The 13,294-nt window shown below is 67.2% G+C and carries 13 protein-coding genes; 6 read left to right on the top strand and 7 right to left on the bottom strand.

Translation table 11 applies throughout. The features are described from left to right. Positions 1-436: 436 nt before the first annotated feature. From trhA to gcvA, 3 genes are all read right to left on the bottom strand, one after another. Positions 437-1,099 (bottom strand): PAQR family membrane homeostasis protein TrhA, encoded by a 663-nt coding sequence (trhA, locus tag AC3WMA_RS24900; protein WP_492287948.1) that lies wholly within the window; start codon positions 1,097-1,099, stop codon positions 437-439. Positions 1,100-1,296: 197 nt separating this feature from the next. Further along, complete coding sequence (locus AC3WMA_RS24895) at positions 1,297-1,899, bottom strand: LysE family translocator (RefSeq protein ID WP_492287947.1); 603 nt, start codon at positions 1,897-1,899, stop codon at positions 1,297-1,299. A 120-nt stretch (positions 1,900-2,019) separates the two neighbouring features. Then, positions 2,020-2,904, bottom strand: a complete 885-nt coding sequence (gcvA, locus tag AC3WMA_RS24890) for a transcriptional regulator GcvA (protein ID WP_492287946.1) — start codon at positions 2,902-2,904, stop codon at positions 2,020-2,022. 155 nt (positions 2,905-3,059) lie between these two features. Between gcvA and AC3WMA_RS24885 the strand changes: the two genes are divergently transcribed. Next, positions 3,060-3,869: a crotonase/enoyl-CoA hydratase family protein gene (locus AC3WMA_RS24885; protein ID WP_492287945.1), complete on the top strand. Its 810-nt coding sequence runs from the start codon at positions 3,060-3,062 to the stop codon at positions 3,867-3,869. A 44-nt stretch (positions 3,870-3,913) separates the two neighbouring features. Continuing rightward, complete coding sequence (locus tag AC3WMA_RS24880) at positions 3,914-4,354, top strand: DUF1330 domain-containing protein (RefSeq protein ID WP_492287944.1); 441 nt, start codon at positions 3,914-3,916, stop codon at positions 4,352-4,354. A 38-nt stretch (positions 4,355-4,392) separates the two neighbouring features. Here AC3WMA_RS24880 and AC3WMA_RS24875 read toward each other — a convergent pair whose 3' ends face one another. Further along, complete coding sequence (locus AC3WMA_RS24875; RefSeq protein WP_492287943.1) at positions 4,393-7,116, bottom strand: bifunctional diguanylate cyclase/phosphodiesterase; 2,724 nt, start codon at positions 7,114-7,116, stop codon at positions 4,393-4,395. Then, positions 7,113-8,135, bottom strand: coding sequence for a TRAP transporter substrate-binding protein (locus AC3WMA_RS24870; protein ID WP_492287942.1), 1,023 nt, complete (start codon positions 8,133-8,135; stop codon positions 7,113-7,115). Before AC3WMA_RS24870 ends, AC3WMA_RS24875 begins: the two co-directional genes overlap by 4 nt. 561 nt (positions 8,136-8,696) lie before the next feature. Here AC3WMA_RS24870 and AC3WMA_RS24865 point away from each other — a divergent pair. Further along, entirely contained in the window at positions 8,697-8,993 is a 297-nt protein-coding gene (locus AC3WMA_RS24865) for a hypothetical protein (protein ID WP_492287941.1), read from the top strand. Between the two features lie 22 nt (positions 8,994-9,015). Here the strand turns inward: AC3WMA_RS24865 and AC3WMA_RS24860 are convergent, their stop codons facing one another. Together AC3WMA_RS24860 and AC3WMA_RS24855 are read right to left on the bottom strand one after the other, a co-directional pair. Next, the gene (locus tag AC3WMA_RS24860; protein ID WP_492287940.1) at positions 9,016-9,267 is read right to left on the bottom strand and encodes a hypothetical protein; all 252 of its coding nucleotides are present in this window, start codon (positions 9,265-9,267) and stop codon (positions 9,016-9,018) included. Positions 9,268-9,416: 149 nt separating this feature from the next. Next, complete coding sequence (locus AC3WMA_RS24855) at positions 9,417-9,719, bottom strand: DUF6522 family protein (protein WP_492287939.1); 303 nt, start codon at positions 9,717-9,719, stop codon at positions 9,417-9,419. Between the two features lie 543 nt (positions 9,720-10,262). Here AC3WMA_RS24855 and AC3WMA_RS24850 point away from each other — a divergent pair. Genes AC3WMA_RS24850 through AC3WMA_RS24840 form a run of 3 tightly spaced genes read left to right on the top strand, consistent with a single transcriptional unit; the run spans position 10,263 to position 13,266 of the window. Next, positions 10,263-10,868, top strand: coding sequence for a flavin reductase family protein (locus tag AC3WMA_RS24850; protein ID WP_492287938.1), 606 nt, complete (start codon positions 10,263-10,265; stop codon positions 10,866-10,868). 23 nt (positions 10,869-10,891) lie between these two features. After that, positions 10,892-11,896 (top strand): MsnO8 family LLM class oxidoreductase, encoded by a 1,005-nt coding sequence (locus AC3WMA_RS24845; protein WP_492287937.1) that lies wholly within the window; start codon positions 10,892-10,894, stop codon positions 11,894-11,896. A 26-nt stretch (positions 11,897-11,922) separates the two neighbouring features. Further along, the gene (locus AC3WMA_RS24840) at positions 11,923-13,266 is read left to right on the top strand and encodes an LLM class flavin-dependent oxidoreductase (protein WP_492287936.1); all 1,344 of its coding nucleotides are present in this window, start codon (positions 11,923-11,925) and stop codon (positions 13,264-13,266) included. Positions 13,267-13,294 lie beyond the last annotated feature (28 nt).

Here is a 13,294-nt window from a genome sequence, read left to right as displayed (position 1 = left end):
TGAGTTGGCCAGACTTGATGTCGCCACACTCGCTGCATATAGAGGCAGCGTCGACCTGAGTGTCCGGCCTGCTCCCGCTCCCAATGAGCCCTGAGCTTTTCCCGCGTATTCATAGTTTGATCGCCGCAAATGAAGCGGCGCCGCGCCGATTGCGTTGCAATCGACGATTTCTCTAAGCCGCGTAGGCTACGCCTCCGGCAATTGGAACAATATGCAACATCAAGTTCGATTGAAATTGAAGACGACGACCCCGAACCCGCTCCTCTTAGACAATGCCTCCCGACGCAGTGGCCGCCCGAAGCTTCATGCTGCGCCGACCGCTCCACGAGCCCCCCGGGATTGGGCACCCGAGCCCTGCGGCCTCACCCGTGAAGAGCTTCGCCAGATCGTCGAAGACATTATGGGTTGAAGCCGATCGCCACCGCGTCTCAGTGGCTCACACGATCGGCGCAATCGCATAAGCCCGAAACACCGCCCCGTAGAAGCAGCCGGAAGCGACGAGAACGAAGCCGTGCCAGATCGCATTCTGGAACGGCAGGCTTTCCCAGACGTGGAAGATGACCCCGATCGAGTAGAGAACGCCGCCGGCGACGATCAACCACAGGGTGGTCGCCGGCAGCAGGCTGACGCTTTCCCAGATCAGCAGGCCGCTCCAACCGATCGCGAGATAAAGCGCGATCGACAGGCGGTCAAACCGGCCCGGCAAAACCACCTTGATGACGATCCCGGCAGCGGCCGCGAGCCACACGACCGCCAGCAGAACCTGAGCCAAAACGCTCCCGCTCAGCTTCATCAGGAACGGGGTGTAGGTGCCGGCGATGAGGACGTAGATCGCCGAATGGTCGAAGCGCCTGATGAACCATTTGCGGGGCGAAATCGGCCACATGTTGTAGGTGGCGGAAACGATGAGAACGGCGAGCAGGGCCGCGCCGTAGATCGAAACAGGGATCAGGTCGAACAGCGGAGCGCTGCTCGCGACCTGAACGATCAGGGTCGCGACGGCTCCCAATCCCAAGGCAACGCCGAGGACATGGATCACGCCGTCGGCCCAAAGCTCGGCACGCCTGAAAACAAAACGTCCTGTGGCTGGCAGGTTCAAGGGAGGCCTCGCGGGTACCGGAGCTTCACGAAGAAACACCTAGCAAAAACCGGTTGCTCTTTCCTACCTGCGATTTGGACCGGCGCCTATCACCGGCGGTGACCTTGCGCCGATGATTGCCGGCAATGCCTCCTTCCGAAGCCTCCGATGCTCTGCAGAGCGTTCGCATGCCACCGCGACGGAATCGTCGGTAGCCCTCAGGCTGCCGGGACGAGCGCGGGATAGAGCGAGGCGAGCAGCAGCAGCGCCATCGCAATGTTGAAGACGCGCAGGAAGCGCGCATCGCCAAGAAAGCCGCGCAGCATCGTCCCGACGCCCGCCCAGGCGATGATGCAGGGCGCGTTGATAAGCATGTAGACCAGCGTTACGATCAGGATGTTGGAGAAGAAACCATCCTGCGGCGTGTAGGTCGCCACCGCCCCGATCGCCATGATCCAGGCCTTGGGGTTGATCCACTGGAAGGCCGCCATGTCCACGAAGCCGAAGGGCTCGCTGCCGGCACTTTCCGTGCCCATCGCCCCGGAGCGGGCGATCTTCCAGGCGAGATAGGCGAGATAGGCCGCGCCGCCATAGCGCAGCAGGTCGTGCAGGATCGGAAAGGCCGTGAAGACCGTGCCGATGCCGAGCCCGACCGCCAGCACCATGGCTGAGAAGCCGAGATTGACCCCGAGAATGGCCGGAACCGTCGGCCGGAACCCGAAATTGGCTCCAGAGACCAGCAGCATCGTGTTGTTCGGCCCCGGCGTGATCGACGTCACGAAGGCATAGACGGCAAAGCCGAGGAGAAGGTCGAAACTCATGAGCCACCACATGATCGGGAAGCTCTCGAATGCGCATCGGTGGCGGCGCGAGGCAAATGAGTAATATTGATCTCCGCGTGAACGATTTTCACGCGTCGCGCCGTCGCAGCCTTGAGGAACTCAAGTGGCTGGCGCCGCGCTTTCCTGCAGGATCCAGGAGCGGAACGCGGTCATGCGCGGATCATCCGCCCGGCTTTCGGCTCCGACGAGCCAGTAAGCGGTCTTGCTTGGGACCGCCTCCCAGACCTCCACCAGCGCGCCCGAAGCCAGTTCCTCGTTCACCAGTGGCTTGCGGCCCATCGCGACGCCGAGCCCCCGGCAGGCCGCCTGGAACGCCATCTGGATGGTGTCGAAGCGCAGGCCCCGCGCTATATCGGGCACGGGACGGCCGGTTTCCGCTGCCCAGGTCGCCCAATCCTCGCTGGTTCGGGTCACATGGATCAACGGCGCCTGCTCGATATCCGCGAGGCCCTGGACCCGCTCACGGATCGACGGCGCGCAGACCGGAACCAGCTCCTCGGCGACCAGCTTGTCGGCGATGACACCCTGCCAGTTGCCGCGCCCCATGCGGATCGCGAGATCGACCCCGCCCTCCGACAGCTCCGCCCGCTCCTGTGCGGTGTCGATGACGATCTGGATCTCCGGATGCAGCGCGCGGAACTTGTGCAATCGCGGCAGCAGCCAGCGCGCCCCGAATGTCGGCGCCGCACTGATCGAGAGCTGGCCCGAGCCATGTCTGTTGATGACCTGCGCGCTGCCGCTGGCCAGCAGGTCGAGCGCCTGGCGTACGACGGGGACATAGGCGCGCCCCGCCTCCGACAGCACCAATCCCTTCGAGGTCCGCAGGAAGAGCGGCACGCCGAGCCATTCCTCCAGCGACTGGATGCCGTGGCTGACGGCGCTCGGCGTCAGCAGCAGCTCCTCGGCGGCGTTCTTGAAGCTCGACAGCCGCGCGGCCGCCTCGAACAGGCGCAGCGCGTTCAGCGGGGGTAACCGGGAGCGCATCGCACTCACCTCCTGTCAGGCTTCTCGCGGCACACGCGATCCGGCGCCATTCACCGAAGTGAAATTTTCTCACGTGCCCAAGAAGATTACCCGTTTGTTCGATCCGCAGCCTGATTGCAACGTCCCGCCACGCAGCAGAGGCAGGAGCCGTGATCATGAACGCAACGACGGAGCACCCGGTGCTGATCGAGATCGCCGGCAGCATCGCCACCCTCACGCTCAACCGGCCGGACAAGCTGAACGCGCTGAACTATGCGACGATCGACATGCTGCAACGCGATCTCGACACGATCGAACGCGACGATTCCGTGGGCATCGTGATCCTGACCGGAGCCGGCGAAAAGGCGTTCAGCGCCGGGGCCGATATCGCCGGCTTCTCGCTCAGCTTCGAGGCTGGCGTCACCGCCGCCATGCGGGACTTCGTCGGGCGCGGCCAGGCCCTGACCCGGCGCATCGAGAACTTTCCCAAGCCCGTCATCGCCGCGGTGAACGGCCTCGCCTTCGGCGGCGGCTGCGAGATCGTCGAGGCCTGTCCTCTCGCCATCGCCAGCGAGCATGCCCGCTTCGCCAAGCCGGAGATCAATCTCGGCTTTCCCCCGACCTTCGGCGGAACGCAGCGCCTGCCGCGCCATGTCGGCCGCAAGCGGGCCCTCCAGCTCATCCTGACCGGAGAGCCGATCCCGGCCGAGGAAGCCGTGCAGATCGGCCTGATCAACGAGGTCGTGCCTCCGGCCCGGCTCCTGAAGCGGGCGCGGCAGCTCGCGACGACGATCCTCGGCAAGTCGCCGGCAGCGGTCAGCGCCTGCCTGGCGAGCGTCACCCGCGGCATCAACCTCTCCATCGACGAGGGGCTAGCCGTCGAAGCCGGGCAGTTCGCGCAACTGGCCCATACGGCGGACGTCCGCGAAGGCATCAGCGCCTTCCTCGAACGCCGGCCGGCCCGGTTCGGCGGGTCCGGACGATAACCGGAACAACGCTCGCAACCCGCAGCACCCGCAAGGTCATGAACATGTCAGACTATATCGATATCGAGAAGGCACGTTACCTCGCGCTGCGCGATGGCGAGCATCAGGGCGCAATCCACCTGCTCAACCTGATCCGCCTGCGCGAGCACGCCGATTATCCGGATGGCCGCGAGGCCAGCGGCGTCGAGGCCTATCAGAGCTACGGCCGGGCCAGCGAGCCGGTGCTCGCCCGCATCGGCGCCCGGATCGTCTGGGAGGGCCGGTTCGAGACGATGCTGATCGGGCCGTGGGGAGAATACTGGGATCTCTGTTTCGTCGCGGAATATCCCAGCGTGCAGGCCTTCGTCGAACTCCTGCGCGACCCCGTCTATCGGGAAGCCGTCCTGCATCGGAAGGCCTCCGCGCTGGACTCCCGCCTGATCGCCCTGCAGCCCCGGCCGGGAGCGACCCGCTTCGGCCAGTTCCTTGCGGAAGCCTATGGCTGATCGCAGCAGTGCTCCCCGCAGGCCGAGCTTCCGACGGGCTAGAGCGTGTCGGACGAGTCGACCGTGCGGCCGCCCCGCTGCCCGTTGCGATGGCGCGGCGAGCGCCTGAACAGGGTCGTGTGGACAGCATGCAGGATCGGATGCGGCCTTCCGAGCAGGTAGCCCTGCGCCTCCGTGCAGCCGGCCCGGTCGACGGCATCGAGCTGGTCCTGCGTCTCGATGCCCTCCGCCGTCGTCGTCATGCCGAGCTCGGCCGCCAGCGCCGCGACCGCCGTCACGATGGCCGCGCTGTCGGAATGGGCCGTCATGTCGCGCACGAAGGAGCGGTCGATCTTGACCTTGTCGAGCGGGAAGAGCCTGAGATGGCTGAGGCTCGAATAGCCCGTCCCGAAATCGTCGAGCACGATGCGCACGCCGAGCTCCTTAAGACTCCTCAGCGTCCCGAGATTGCGGTTATCGTTGGCGAGCAGCGCGGTCTCGGTGATCTCCAGCTCGAGCCGCTCCGGATCGAGCCCCGTCTCGCGCAGGATGTCGCGCACGGTCGCGACCGCATCGCCGAAGATCAATTGCACCGGCGACAGGTTGACCGCGATGCGCAGGTCGCCTGGCAGCTGGGCCGCATCGGTGCAGGCCTGGCGGAGGACCCATTCGCCGAGCTCGACGATCAGCCGGGTCTCTTCCGCCAGCGGCACGAACTCCGCCGGCGCGACGAGGCCGCGTTCCGGATGGTGCCAGCGCAGCAGCGCCTCGAAGCCGCAGAGCTTGCTGGAATTGAGGTCGAAGATCGGCTGGTAGGACAATTCGAACTGCCGCTCCTCGATCGCCTCGCGCAGGTCGGCTTCGAGCGCGAGCCGGGCGCGCAACTGCTCGTCCATCTCGGCCGTGAACACGCAGCAGACGCCGCGCCCCAGCGCTTTGGCCTGATAGAGCGCGAGATCGGCCTGTTTCAGAAGCAGGTCCGCATCGAAATCAGTCCCCTCGGCCACGGCGATGCCGATGCTCGCCGAGATCGAGATCGTGCGCTCCTTGATGATGTAGGGCTGGCTCAAGACCTCGATGATGCGCGCGCCCAGCACCTGCGCCTGGTGCGGCTGCTCCCGACCGAGGCTGAGGACTGCGAACTCGTCGCCGCCGAGACGGGCGACGCAGTCGGTATCGCGCACGCAGGTCGCCAGCCGCTCCGCGACCGCCAGGAGCAGCAGATCGCCGACCGGATGTCCGAGCGTGTCGTTGACGTCCTTGAAGCGATCGAGATCGAGGAACAGCAGCGCCACCGCCCCGGCATCACCCCCGGCCCGCCGCAGCGATTTCGCGATCTGGCTGCGGAAGGAGAAGCGGTTCTGAAGGCTCGTCAGGTCGTCATGATGCGCCAGGAAGCGGATGCGGCTTTCCTGATCGATGAGAGCCGCGTTCTGCTGCCGCGCTTCCTCCGCCGCCTCGTTCGCGCGCAGATTGGCAGCGGCGAGTTCGGCCAGCGCCGCCTTGAGCGCGGTGATATCGGTGCGGATGCCGACGGTCCCGCCGGCCTTCATCTGCCGCTCGGTGATCAGGAGCCAGCGGCCATCCGGCAGCAGGCGCTCCATCGCGCCGCTGCCCTGCCGGTGCCAACTGGCGATCTCCTTCACGAACTCGTCGATATCGACGGTCATCTGGGGATATTGGCCGAGCTCCGCGCCCTTGCGGATGATCTCCTCGAAATGCGTTCCGACCGTCATGAAGGGCGCACTCAGGGCGTAGAGGTCGCGGTAGCGCTGGTTGCAGGTTACCAGCCGGTCGTCCTCGTCCCACATCACGAAGCCGTCCGACATCGCCTCGATCGCGTTGTCGAGCACCGCTGCGGCCCGCGCCCGCTCGGCATCGGCGCGCTCGCGCTGGTGGATGGCGAGCAGGATCGCCCCGGCAAAGGCCGCCAGCAGCAGCGCTCCGACGATGGCCGCCGTGATCGTCCTGTCCCGGTCCTGGCGCCAATCCGCAAGAAGATCCGCGTTGGTCGCGCTCAGGATGACGCGGATATCGCCATAGAGCGAACCACGAACCACGTTGAGGGTGCCGTTCTCGCTGCCCCTGCTCCCGACCAAGAAAGCCTTGCCGTTCACGGCCCCTTCCGGCAGCGCGGAGGCACGGGTCTTGCCGATCAGCAATTCGTCATGCGGCAAGGTTGCGACGACCTGGCCGTTGGCGCGCTCGAGCGAAATCTGCGTGCCGGGGCTGATGCCGGTCTCGCCGAGGAGCTTCATCAGCGTGTGCAGGGGCACTTCCGCGACGGGGACGATGCCGTGCCAGGCCGGCATCCGGCGCGCGACGTAGAGCGACCAGTCCCCGGTGACGACGTTGCGCAGCGGCCCGATCAGGTTCGTCGGCTGCCGCCCGACCATCGCGACGGCAAGCGGCAGCCCATGGCGTGCACCACTCGATTTGGCCGAGGCGATGACGCTGCCATCCGGCCCGACGAGCAGGAGGTCGCGGAAGGCCATGGTCTGGAAGTTGAGTCCGCGCAGCAGCTGGCTGGCCGCATCCCGCTGGCCCGGCCCGATCTGTGCGACCTCGAACAGGGTGACGAAACTCGCCAGCGCGCCGTCGACCTGCAGCAATTGCCGGTCGAGCGCATTCTCGACGGCCATGGCGGAGCTTTCCAGCGCCTGCTCGGCGGCGCGCCAGGCGGCGGCCTCGCGCTGCCGGACCAGATTGAAGGCACCGGTAGCCGCCACCGCAAGGATGACGGCCGTCCCTGCCGCGACCATGAGTTTCAGGCGGCTGATCACGGCGTCCGAGGCTCGATGGCGTGGAGCGGCTTGAGATAGGTGTTCCAGGCCGAGACGCAGTCCTGGCCACAACGCTCGAACCAGCGCGGCAGGACCACCTCGGCGAGGAGGCGACGGCGCGTCTCGTCGGCAGGCGAGGCCGGCACCACGGTCATCGGCCGCTCGGGCTTGCCGGAGCAGGGTTCGGTCCCGGCATTGCAGGCAAGACCTTTCCGCGTATCGGCTTCCGTCTGCGACCAGATGCGATCCTCGAGCCGGCCGACACCCATCTTGATGGTGTCGCGCACATCCGCCGGCAGAGCCTCCCAGGCCGTCGCGTTGGCGCCGAAGATCGAGACGCCCCAGCTGAGCGCGAAGGCATGCACGGAGACGGCGACGCGCGGCAGGCCGATCTCGTAGCCGCTGAGCGTGCCGGTGATCGCGCAATCGGCAACCCCGTCGCGCAGCGCCGCCACGATCTCGGCGAAGGGCAGGATCACCGGCACCGCGCCCATCGCCGTCATCAGCTCGGATTGGGCGACCGAGGAGGTGCGCACCTTGCGACCGGCGAGGTCGCCGAGCCCGGTGAAGGGCTTGGCGCAGAACAGGACCTGGGCCGGATAGGCATAGACCCCGAGAAGCTCGATGTCGTAGCGCTGGCGCAGCACATTGCGCAGATGCGCCCGGAAGGCATCGACGGTCCGGCGCAGCGTCGCGACATCCGGGTTCAGAACCGGCAGGTCGACAGCGCTCAGCTCCGGTTCATCGCCCGCGACCGCGCTCAGCAGCGCCGTGCCGAACGAGACCACGCCGAGCCGCAGCAGCTGGAGCATTTCCTGGTTGCGCAGGCCACCCGCATCGAGCGGCCGGATCGTCGCGCTGATGCGGCCCTTCGACAGCACGCTGATTTCCGACTGCCAGAAGGGCTGCTCGATCTTGGTGTATTGGGTGACACCGGCGAGCCCGCCGATGATCTGCAGCTTGATCGGCTCCTCGGCCCTCGTCTGGGCCAGGGCCCCGCAGCCTGCGAAGGCGAGCATCGCAGCGACTGCTGCAATCACAGGCTGCACGCGTCGACGCGGGTGATACGTGATGGTGTTGTCGCAGGCCGTGCCCATCTCCCCCCCGGTGGTCGCCTGTTACGAGGGGGCCGATATTCGACCGCGGGGGTTAACCGGGGTTGAATCGGAAGCTCGACCTTGTCCGGATGGCGTATCTGTCCCCGCTTTCCAGAGGCTCATCAGCAATCGGGAGGCAGGGCTTGTTTGCCGGCAATCGGAGGGCGAGCGTCTCGACGGTACATCCGAATACTGTTCGGAGCGCAGCAGCGGGTTCTATTGCGGAAGCGAGCAATAGCGGAGGCTGCGTGCAACAACGGCCGGGAACGCTTCTGCTGTTGCCGTGCAAGCCAGGCTTGCTATGCTCGATAACCTGGCGATCCTGATCCCAAACCATCCCCGAGGCCCCGCGGCTTCTCCCTTCACGCGCGTCTGGCGACACCGCGTGGGCGAGCCGAGACCGGCCTGTCGAGCAAGGGCTGGCAGGCGGGAAGGTTCGAGCGATGCAGGTGGGGGCAGAAGATGCGTCTATGGGCGACAGCGGTGCTTTGGGCTCTGGCATGTCCGACGGGAGCGACCAGCGAAGTGCTGCGCCAGGGCGAATTCCTGCAGGACTACATCACCTGCGAAGCCTGGATGAAGCGCGAGGCCGCGGATAACGAGATGCATGCGCTGATCGGCAACTGGGTGATCGATGCCCTGCGCAAGAGCTCGCCGTCGCGGCTGTCGAAATACGGCGACGGCGAAATCCTCGAGGCGGTCGAGCGGCAATGCCGGGCTCAGCCGGCCAAGACCTTGACGGTCGCCACCTTCCTGGCCGGGCTCCGGCTGCCCGAATAAAGAACGGCCGAAGCGCGCCGCGTCAGAACGAGGGCGCGAGGCCGTTGCCGAAGCTGTCGGACCGCCCGGCAAAGCCAGGCGAGCTGTCGCGCGAGTAGGCAGGCCCGCTCAGCCGGGCCGGTGCCGGGCCGGCGTCGAGATAGCTGCGTTGCTGCGGCCGGATCGTCATGGTCTGGACGGTCGGCGGCTCGGAATAGGCGGTAGGCTCGCTCGAAACGCAGCCGCCCAGCGCCGCGAGGAAAGCCGTGGCTGCAGCGAAATGGAGAATGCGCATCGTTGCCTCGTCATGAAAATGCAGGAGGAAAACGAAGACCGGCCGCGCCGCTGCGATTCACCCCGCTGAACCGTCATTATCGGGACCTCGGCCGGAAATGTACATTACCGCCCCGGAGCTTCCCCGCAGGCCCGGCATGCGTCCTGCGGTCAAGAGTAATCGCGGCGCCCCTGCGACGGAACGAATTCGAGCTGTTCTTCCACGATGCTCCCATCGGTCGCGATGACGGCTTGCCAACGACGATTGCCGCACAGAACGGAGAGGCGCCAGCGCCCGGCATCCTCGCCCTCCCCGCGCTCGACCCGGCTCGTCACCAGCCCGCGGCGCATCAGCTCGCGCAACTCCTCCGCCGACCAGCCGAACCGCCGGGAGAGCCTGACGGCATCGAGCACGAAGGAGCCATCGGCATCCTGGGTGAAGGGAGGTTCGGGCAAAGCTTCGCCGGTGACCATGATGCTTCGCTCCGGAGCGCGATCGTTCGGCCTCTTCTGCCGCGAAGCGGCGGCCGCATCCAGCCCATCCACCCGGGAGAGCGGAAATCTTTCCGCGTCGCATGGCCCGGTGGCGCTTCCGCCTCCTGCGGAGCTGATCTTTGAAAGGCTGTTTCATTGACCGCGCGGTGTTCGGCGGAAAGAATGGACAGTATCGAGCGGTGTTCGCACCACTCCTTCGCGGGATTTGCTGGAGCAGCTTGCACCGCGTCAACAATGCTAAAAGCACCACGACGAAATCGTGGGCTCCGCGACACGGAGACACGTCGGTGACGACATGCACGACTTCATCCAATCCTGCTCCCGCGCGCAGGGATCGATGTTCCTGACGGGATGCCGGGCGTCCTGAGCGCCTGAATTCTTTCCATCGCGACGCTGCCGCGACGCCGGTCCTTCCGGCGAAGGAGGACACTTGTCCCGTCCTCCCAGCGGCAACCTGCGGAACCGCCATCGATCGGCGCCCCGCTCTCCCACACATCCAGACGGCCTGCTCCAGAGGTTTCCATGGCGATCCTGTCCCTTGCCTCCTCGCTTCCGACCCGCGCCGCGACCGGCCAGGCCGCCCGTGCTCTCCCGGCCCCGACGGCTGGGAACGGCGATTTCCGTACGGCCTTGCGCCATCTCGCCGGCGGCGTCTCCGTCATCACGGCGGGGAGCGGCGAGGATCGCACCGGTCTGACCGTGACCTCCCTCTCCTCGCTCTCGGCCGAGCCGCCGACCGTGATGTTCGGCCTCAACCTCTCCTCCTCGACCTACCCCGTCCTGGCGCGCCATCGCAGCTTCGGCGTGAACTTCCTCAGTGCCTCACAGAAGCAGGTCGCCGACCGCTTCGCCGGGCGCGGCGGCGAGAAGGGCCCGGCCCGCTATGCCGAGGCGGAGTGGAGCGAGGGCCGCACGGGCGCGCCGCTTCTGGAAGGCGCGCTCGCCGCGCTCGATTGCGAGCTGGAAGAGCTGATCGAGCGCCACTCGCACGCGATCGTCATCGGCCGCGTGCGCGAAATCCGGCTCGGCAGCAACGACGCCGCCCTTCTCTACTGGCGCGGCGATTACGAGCGGCTCGGCTGGATGGCCGAGGAAGCGTCGACCGCGCTCGGCCTCCGCTCCGCCTGACCTCCCGAACGGTAGCGAAATCCATGACCTACGCACTCAGCATTCTCGACAAGAGCCCGCTCATCGAGGGCGAAACCGCCGGCACAGCATTGCAGCGCACGGTGAGCCTCGCCCAGGCCGCCGAGCGCCTCGGCTATCACCGCTTCTGGCTGGCCGAGCATCATGACTTCCCCGGCCTCGTCAGCCCGGCGCCGGAAGTGTTCGCCGCCTATCTTCTGGCGCGCACGCAGCGCATCCGCATCGGCTCCGGCGGCGTCCTGCTGCCGCATTACAGCCCCTACAAGGTCGCAGAGGCCTTCAACCTGCTGGCGTCGCTCGCGCCCGGCCGCGTCGATCTCGGCATCGGCAAGGCGCCGGGCGGCCTGCCGCTCTCGACCAAGGCGCTGCGCGTGCTGCACGATCCCGCACGCGCGCCGTCCTTCGAGGCGCTGCTGGACGAGCTCGACGGCTTCCTGGCTCCGCCTACGGCGACGGATGGCCCGCGGGACAAGGCCCGCGCGCTGCCTGTCCCCCCCGTGACGCCGGAGCGCTTCCTGCTCGGCGCCAGCCCGGACAGCGCCCGGCAGGCCGGCGAACGCGGCTGGCACTTCGTCTTCGCCGGCCACCACAACGGCGATCCCAAGGCGATCGACGAGAGCCTGAACGCCTATGCCAAGGCCGGCGGCACGGCACCCCTGCTGCTTGCGGTGGCCGCCTTCGCCGCCGAGACGGCCGAGGAGGCGCAGAGCCTGACGGAGAACCACCGCGTCGTGCGCCTGACCCTCGACAACGGCCAGAACCTCAATCTCGGCAGCGAGGAGCAGGCGGCGGAATATGCCCGCCAGGCCGGCGCCACCTCCTACCGCACCGAGATCCGCAAGCCGCATATCCTCGCCGGCACGCCAGGGCAGGTCCGGCGCGAGCTCGACGGGCTGCATGCGCGCTTCGGCATCGGCGAGTTCGTCATCGACACGCCGACGGCCCTGACCAGCCGGCGCCTCGCTTCCCTCACGCTGCTCGCCGGCGAGAGGCCGGCGCTGGCCGCCTGATCCTCTCTTTCGAAAGGACTGATCCCATGTCCCGCACCCGCCTCACCTTCGGCCTGATGCTCCAGGGCGCCGGCAGCCACATGAACGCGTGGCGCCACCCGAGCAACCCGGCCGATGCCAGCGTCAATCTCGACTTCTTCATCCGCAACGCCCGCAAGGCCGAGGAGAACGGCATCGCCTTCGCCTTCGTCGCGGACGGGCTCTACATCAACGAGAAATCGATCCCGCATTTCCTCAACCGCTTCGAGCCGCTGACCATTCTCTCGGCGCTGGCGACGGTGACCAAGAAGCTCGGCCTCGTCGGCACGGTCTCGACCTCCTATAGCGACCCCTACACGATCGCCCGGCAATTCGCCTCGCTCGACCTGATCAGCGGCGGCCGCGCGGGCTGGAATGCTGTCACGTCCCCCCTGGAAGGCTCGGGCCGCAACTACAGCCGCGCGCATCCCGAGCACTCTCTGCGCTACGAGATCGCGCAGGAATATCTCGACGTCGCCAAGGGCCTCTGGGATTCCTGGGACGACGACGCCTTCATCCGCGACCGCGAGGCCAGCCGCTTCTTCGACCGCGACAAGCTGCACGCGCTGAACCACAAGGGCCGCTTCTTCCAGGTCGAGGGCCCGCTCAACATCCAGTGCTCGCCGCAGGGCCAGCCGGTGCTGTTCCAGGCCGGCGCCTCGGAGGCGGGCATCGGGCTGGCCGGGCGCCATGCCGACGCGGTCTTCGCCAACCATGTCCCGCTGGAGGAGGCGCAGGCCCTCTACCGCGCGATCAAGACCAGCGCCGTCGCCCATGGCCGCAGCGCCGACGACGTGAAGCTCTTCCCCGGCGCCGGGCCGATCGTCGGCCGCACCGCCGCGGAAGCCGAGGAGAAGTACCAGGCCATCCGCAACCTCGTCTCGATCGACGATGCGCTGGCCTATATCGGCCGCTTCTTCGACCACCACGATTTCAGCGCCTATCCGCTGGACGCGCCCTTCCCGGAGCTCGGCGATATCGGCAAGAACAGCTTCCGCTCGACAACCGACCGCATCAAGCGCAACGCCGTCCTGAAGCGCCAGACCTTGCGCGAGGCGGCTTTGGAAGCCGCGACCCCCCGCACGGATCTGATCGGCTCGGCCGAGGAGATCGCCGACAGGCTGATCGAGCGCGTCGAGGGGCAGGCCGCCGACGGCTTCGTGCTCGGCTTCCCGGTGATCGGCCAGGGCCTCGACGATTTCGTCGAGCTGGTGATCCCGGTTCTGGAAGAGCGCGGCGTCTACGACCGCAACCTGCCCGGCACGACCTTGCGCGACCATCTCGGCCTGCCCCGCCGCGAGAGCCGCTACGCGGCCGCAGCGAACGCCGCGCCGGCCCGCCGCGCGAGCTGAGCCAGCACCTCGCCATCCCGACACGGAA

The organism is Allobosea sp. FW305-C-101, assembly GCF_058783685.1.
Note: the sequence above shows the minus strand (reverse complement) of the source record. Positions and strands in the feature narration are given on the sequence as shown.

Bases quoted from the DNA above. Each gene is read 5' to 3' on its own strand.
- AC3WMA_RS24895 (WP_492287947.1), bottom strand. From the start codon at position 1,899: ATGAGTTTCGACCTTCTCCTCGGCTTTGCCGTCTATGCCTTCGTGACG.
- gcvA (WP_492287946.1), bottom strand. From the start codon at position 2,904: ATGCGCTCCCGGTTACCCCCGCTGAACGCGCTGCGCCTGTTCGAGGCG.
- AC3WMA_RS24885 (WP_492287945.1), top strand. From the start codon at position 3,060: ATGAACGCAACGACGGAGCACCCGGTGCTGATCGAGATCGCCGGCAGC.
- AC3WMA_RS24880 (WP_492287944.1), top strand. From the start codon at position 3,914: ATGTCAGACTATATCGATATCGAGAAGGCACGTTACCTCGCGCTGCGC.
- AC3WMA_RS24870 (WP_492287942.1), bottom strand. From the start codon at position 8,135: ATGCTCGCCTTCGCAGGCTGCGGGGCCCTGGCCCAGACGAGGGCCGAG.
- AC3WMA_RS24860 (WP_492287940.1), bottom strand. From the start codon at position 9,267: ATGCGCATTCTCCATTTCGCTGCAGCCACGGCTTTCCTCGCGGCGCTG.
- AC3WMA_RS24855 (WP_492287939.1), bottom strand. From the start codon at position 9,719: ATGGTCACCGGCGAAGCTTTGCCCGAACCTCCCTTCACCCAGGATGCC.
- AC3WMA_RS24850 (WP_492287938.1), top strand. From the start codon at position 10,263: ATGGCGATCCTGTCCCTTGCCTCCTCGCTTCCGACCCGCGCCGCGACC.
- AC3WMA_RS24845 (WP_492287937.1), top strand. From the start codon at position 10,892: ATGACCTACGCACTCAGCATTCTCGACAAGAGCCCGCTCATCGAGGGC.
- AC3WMA_RS24840 (WP_492287936.1), top strand. From the start codon at position 11,923: ATGTCCCGCACCCGCCTCACCTTCGGCCTGATGCTCCAGGGCGCCGGC.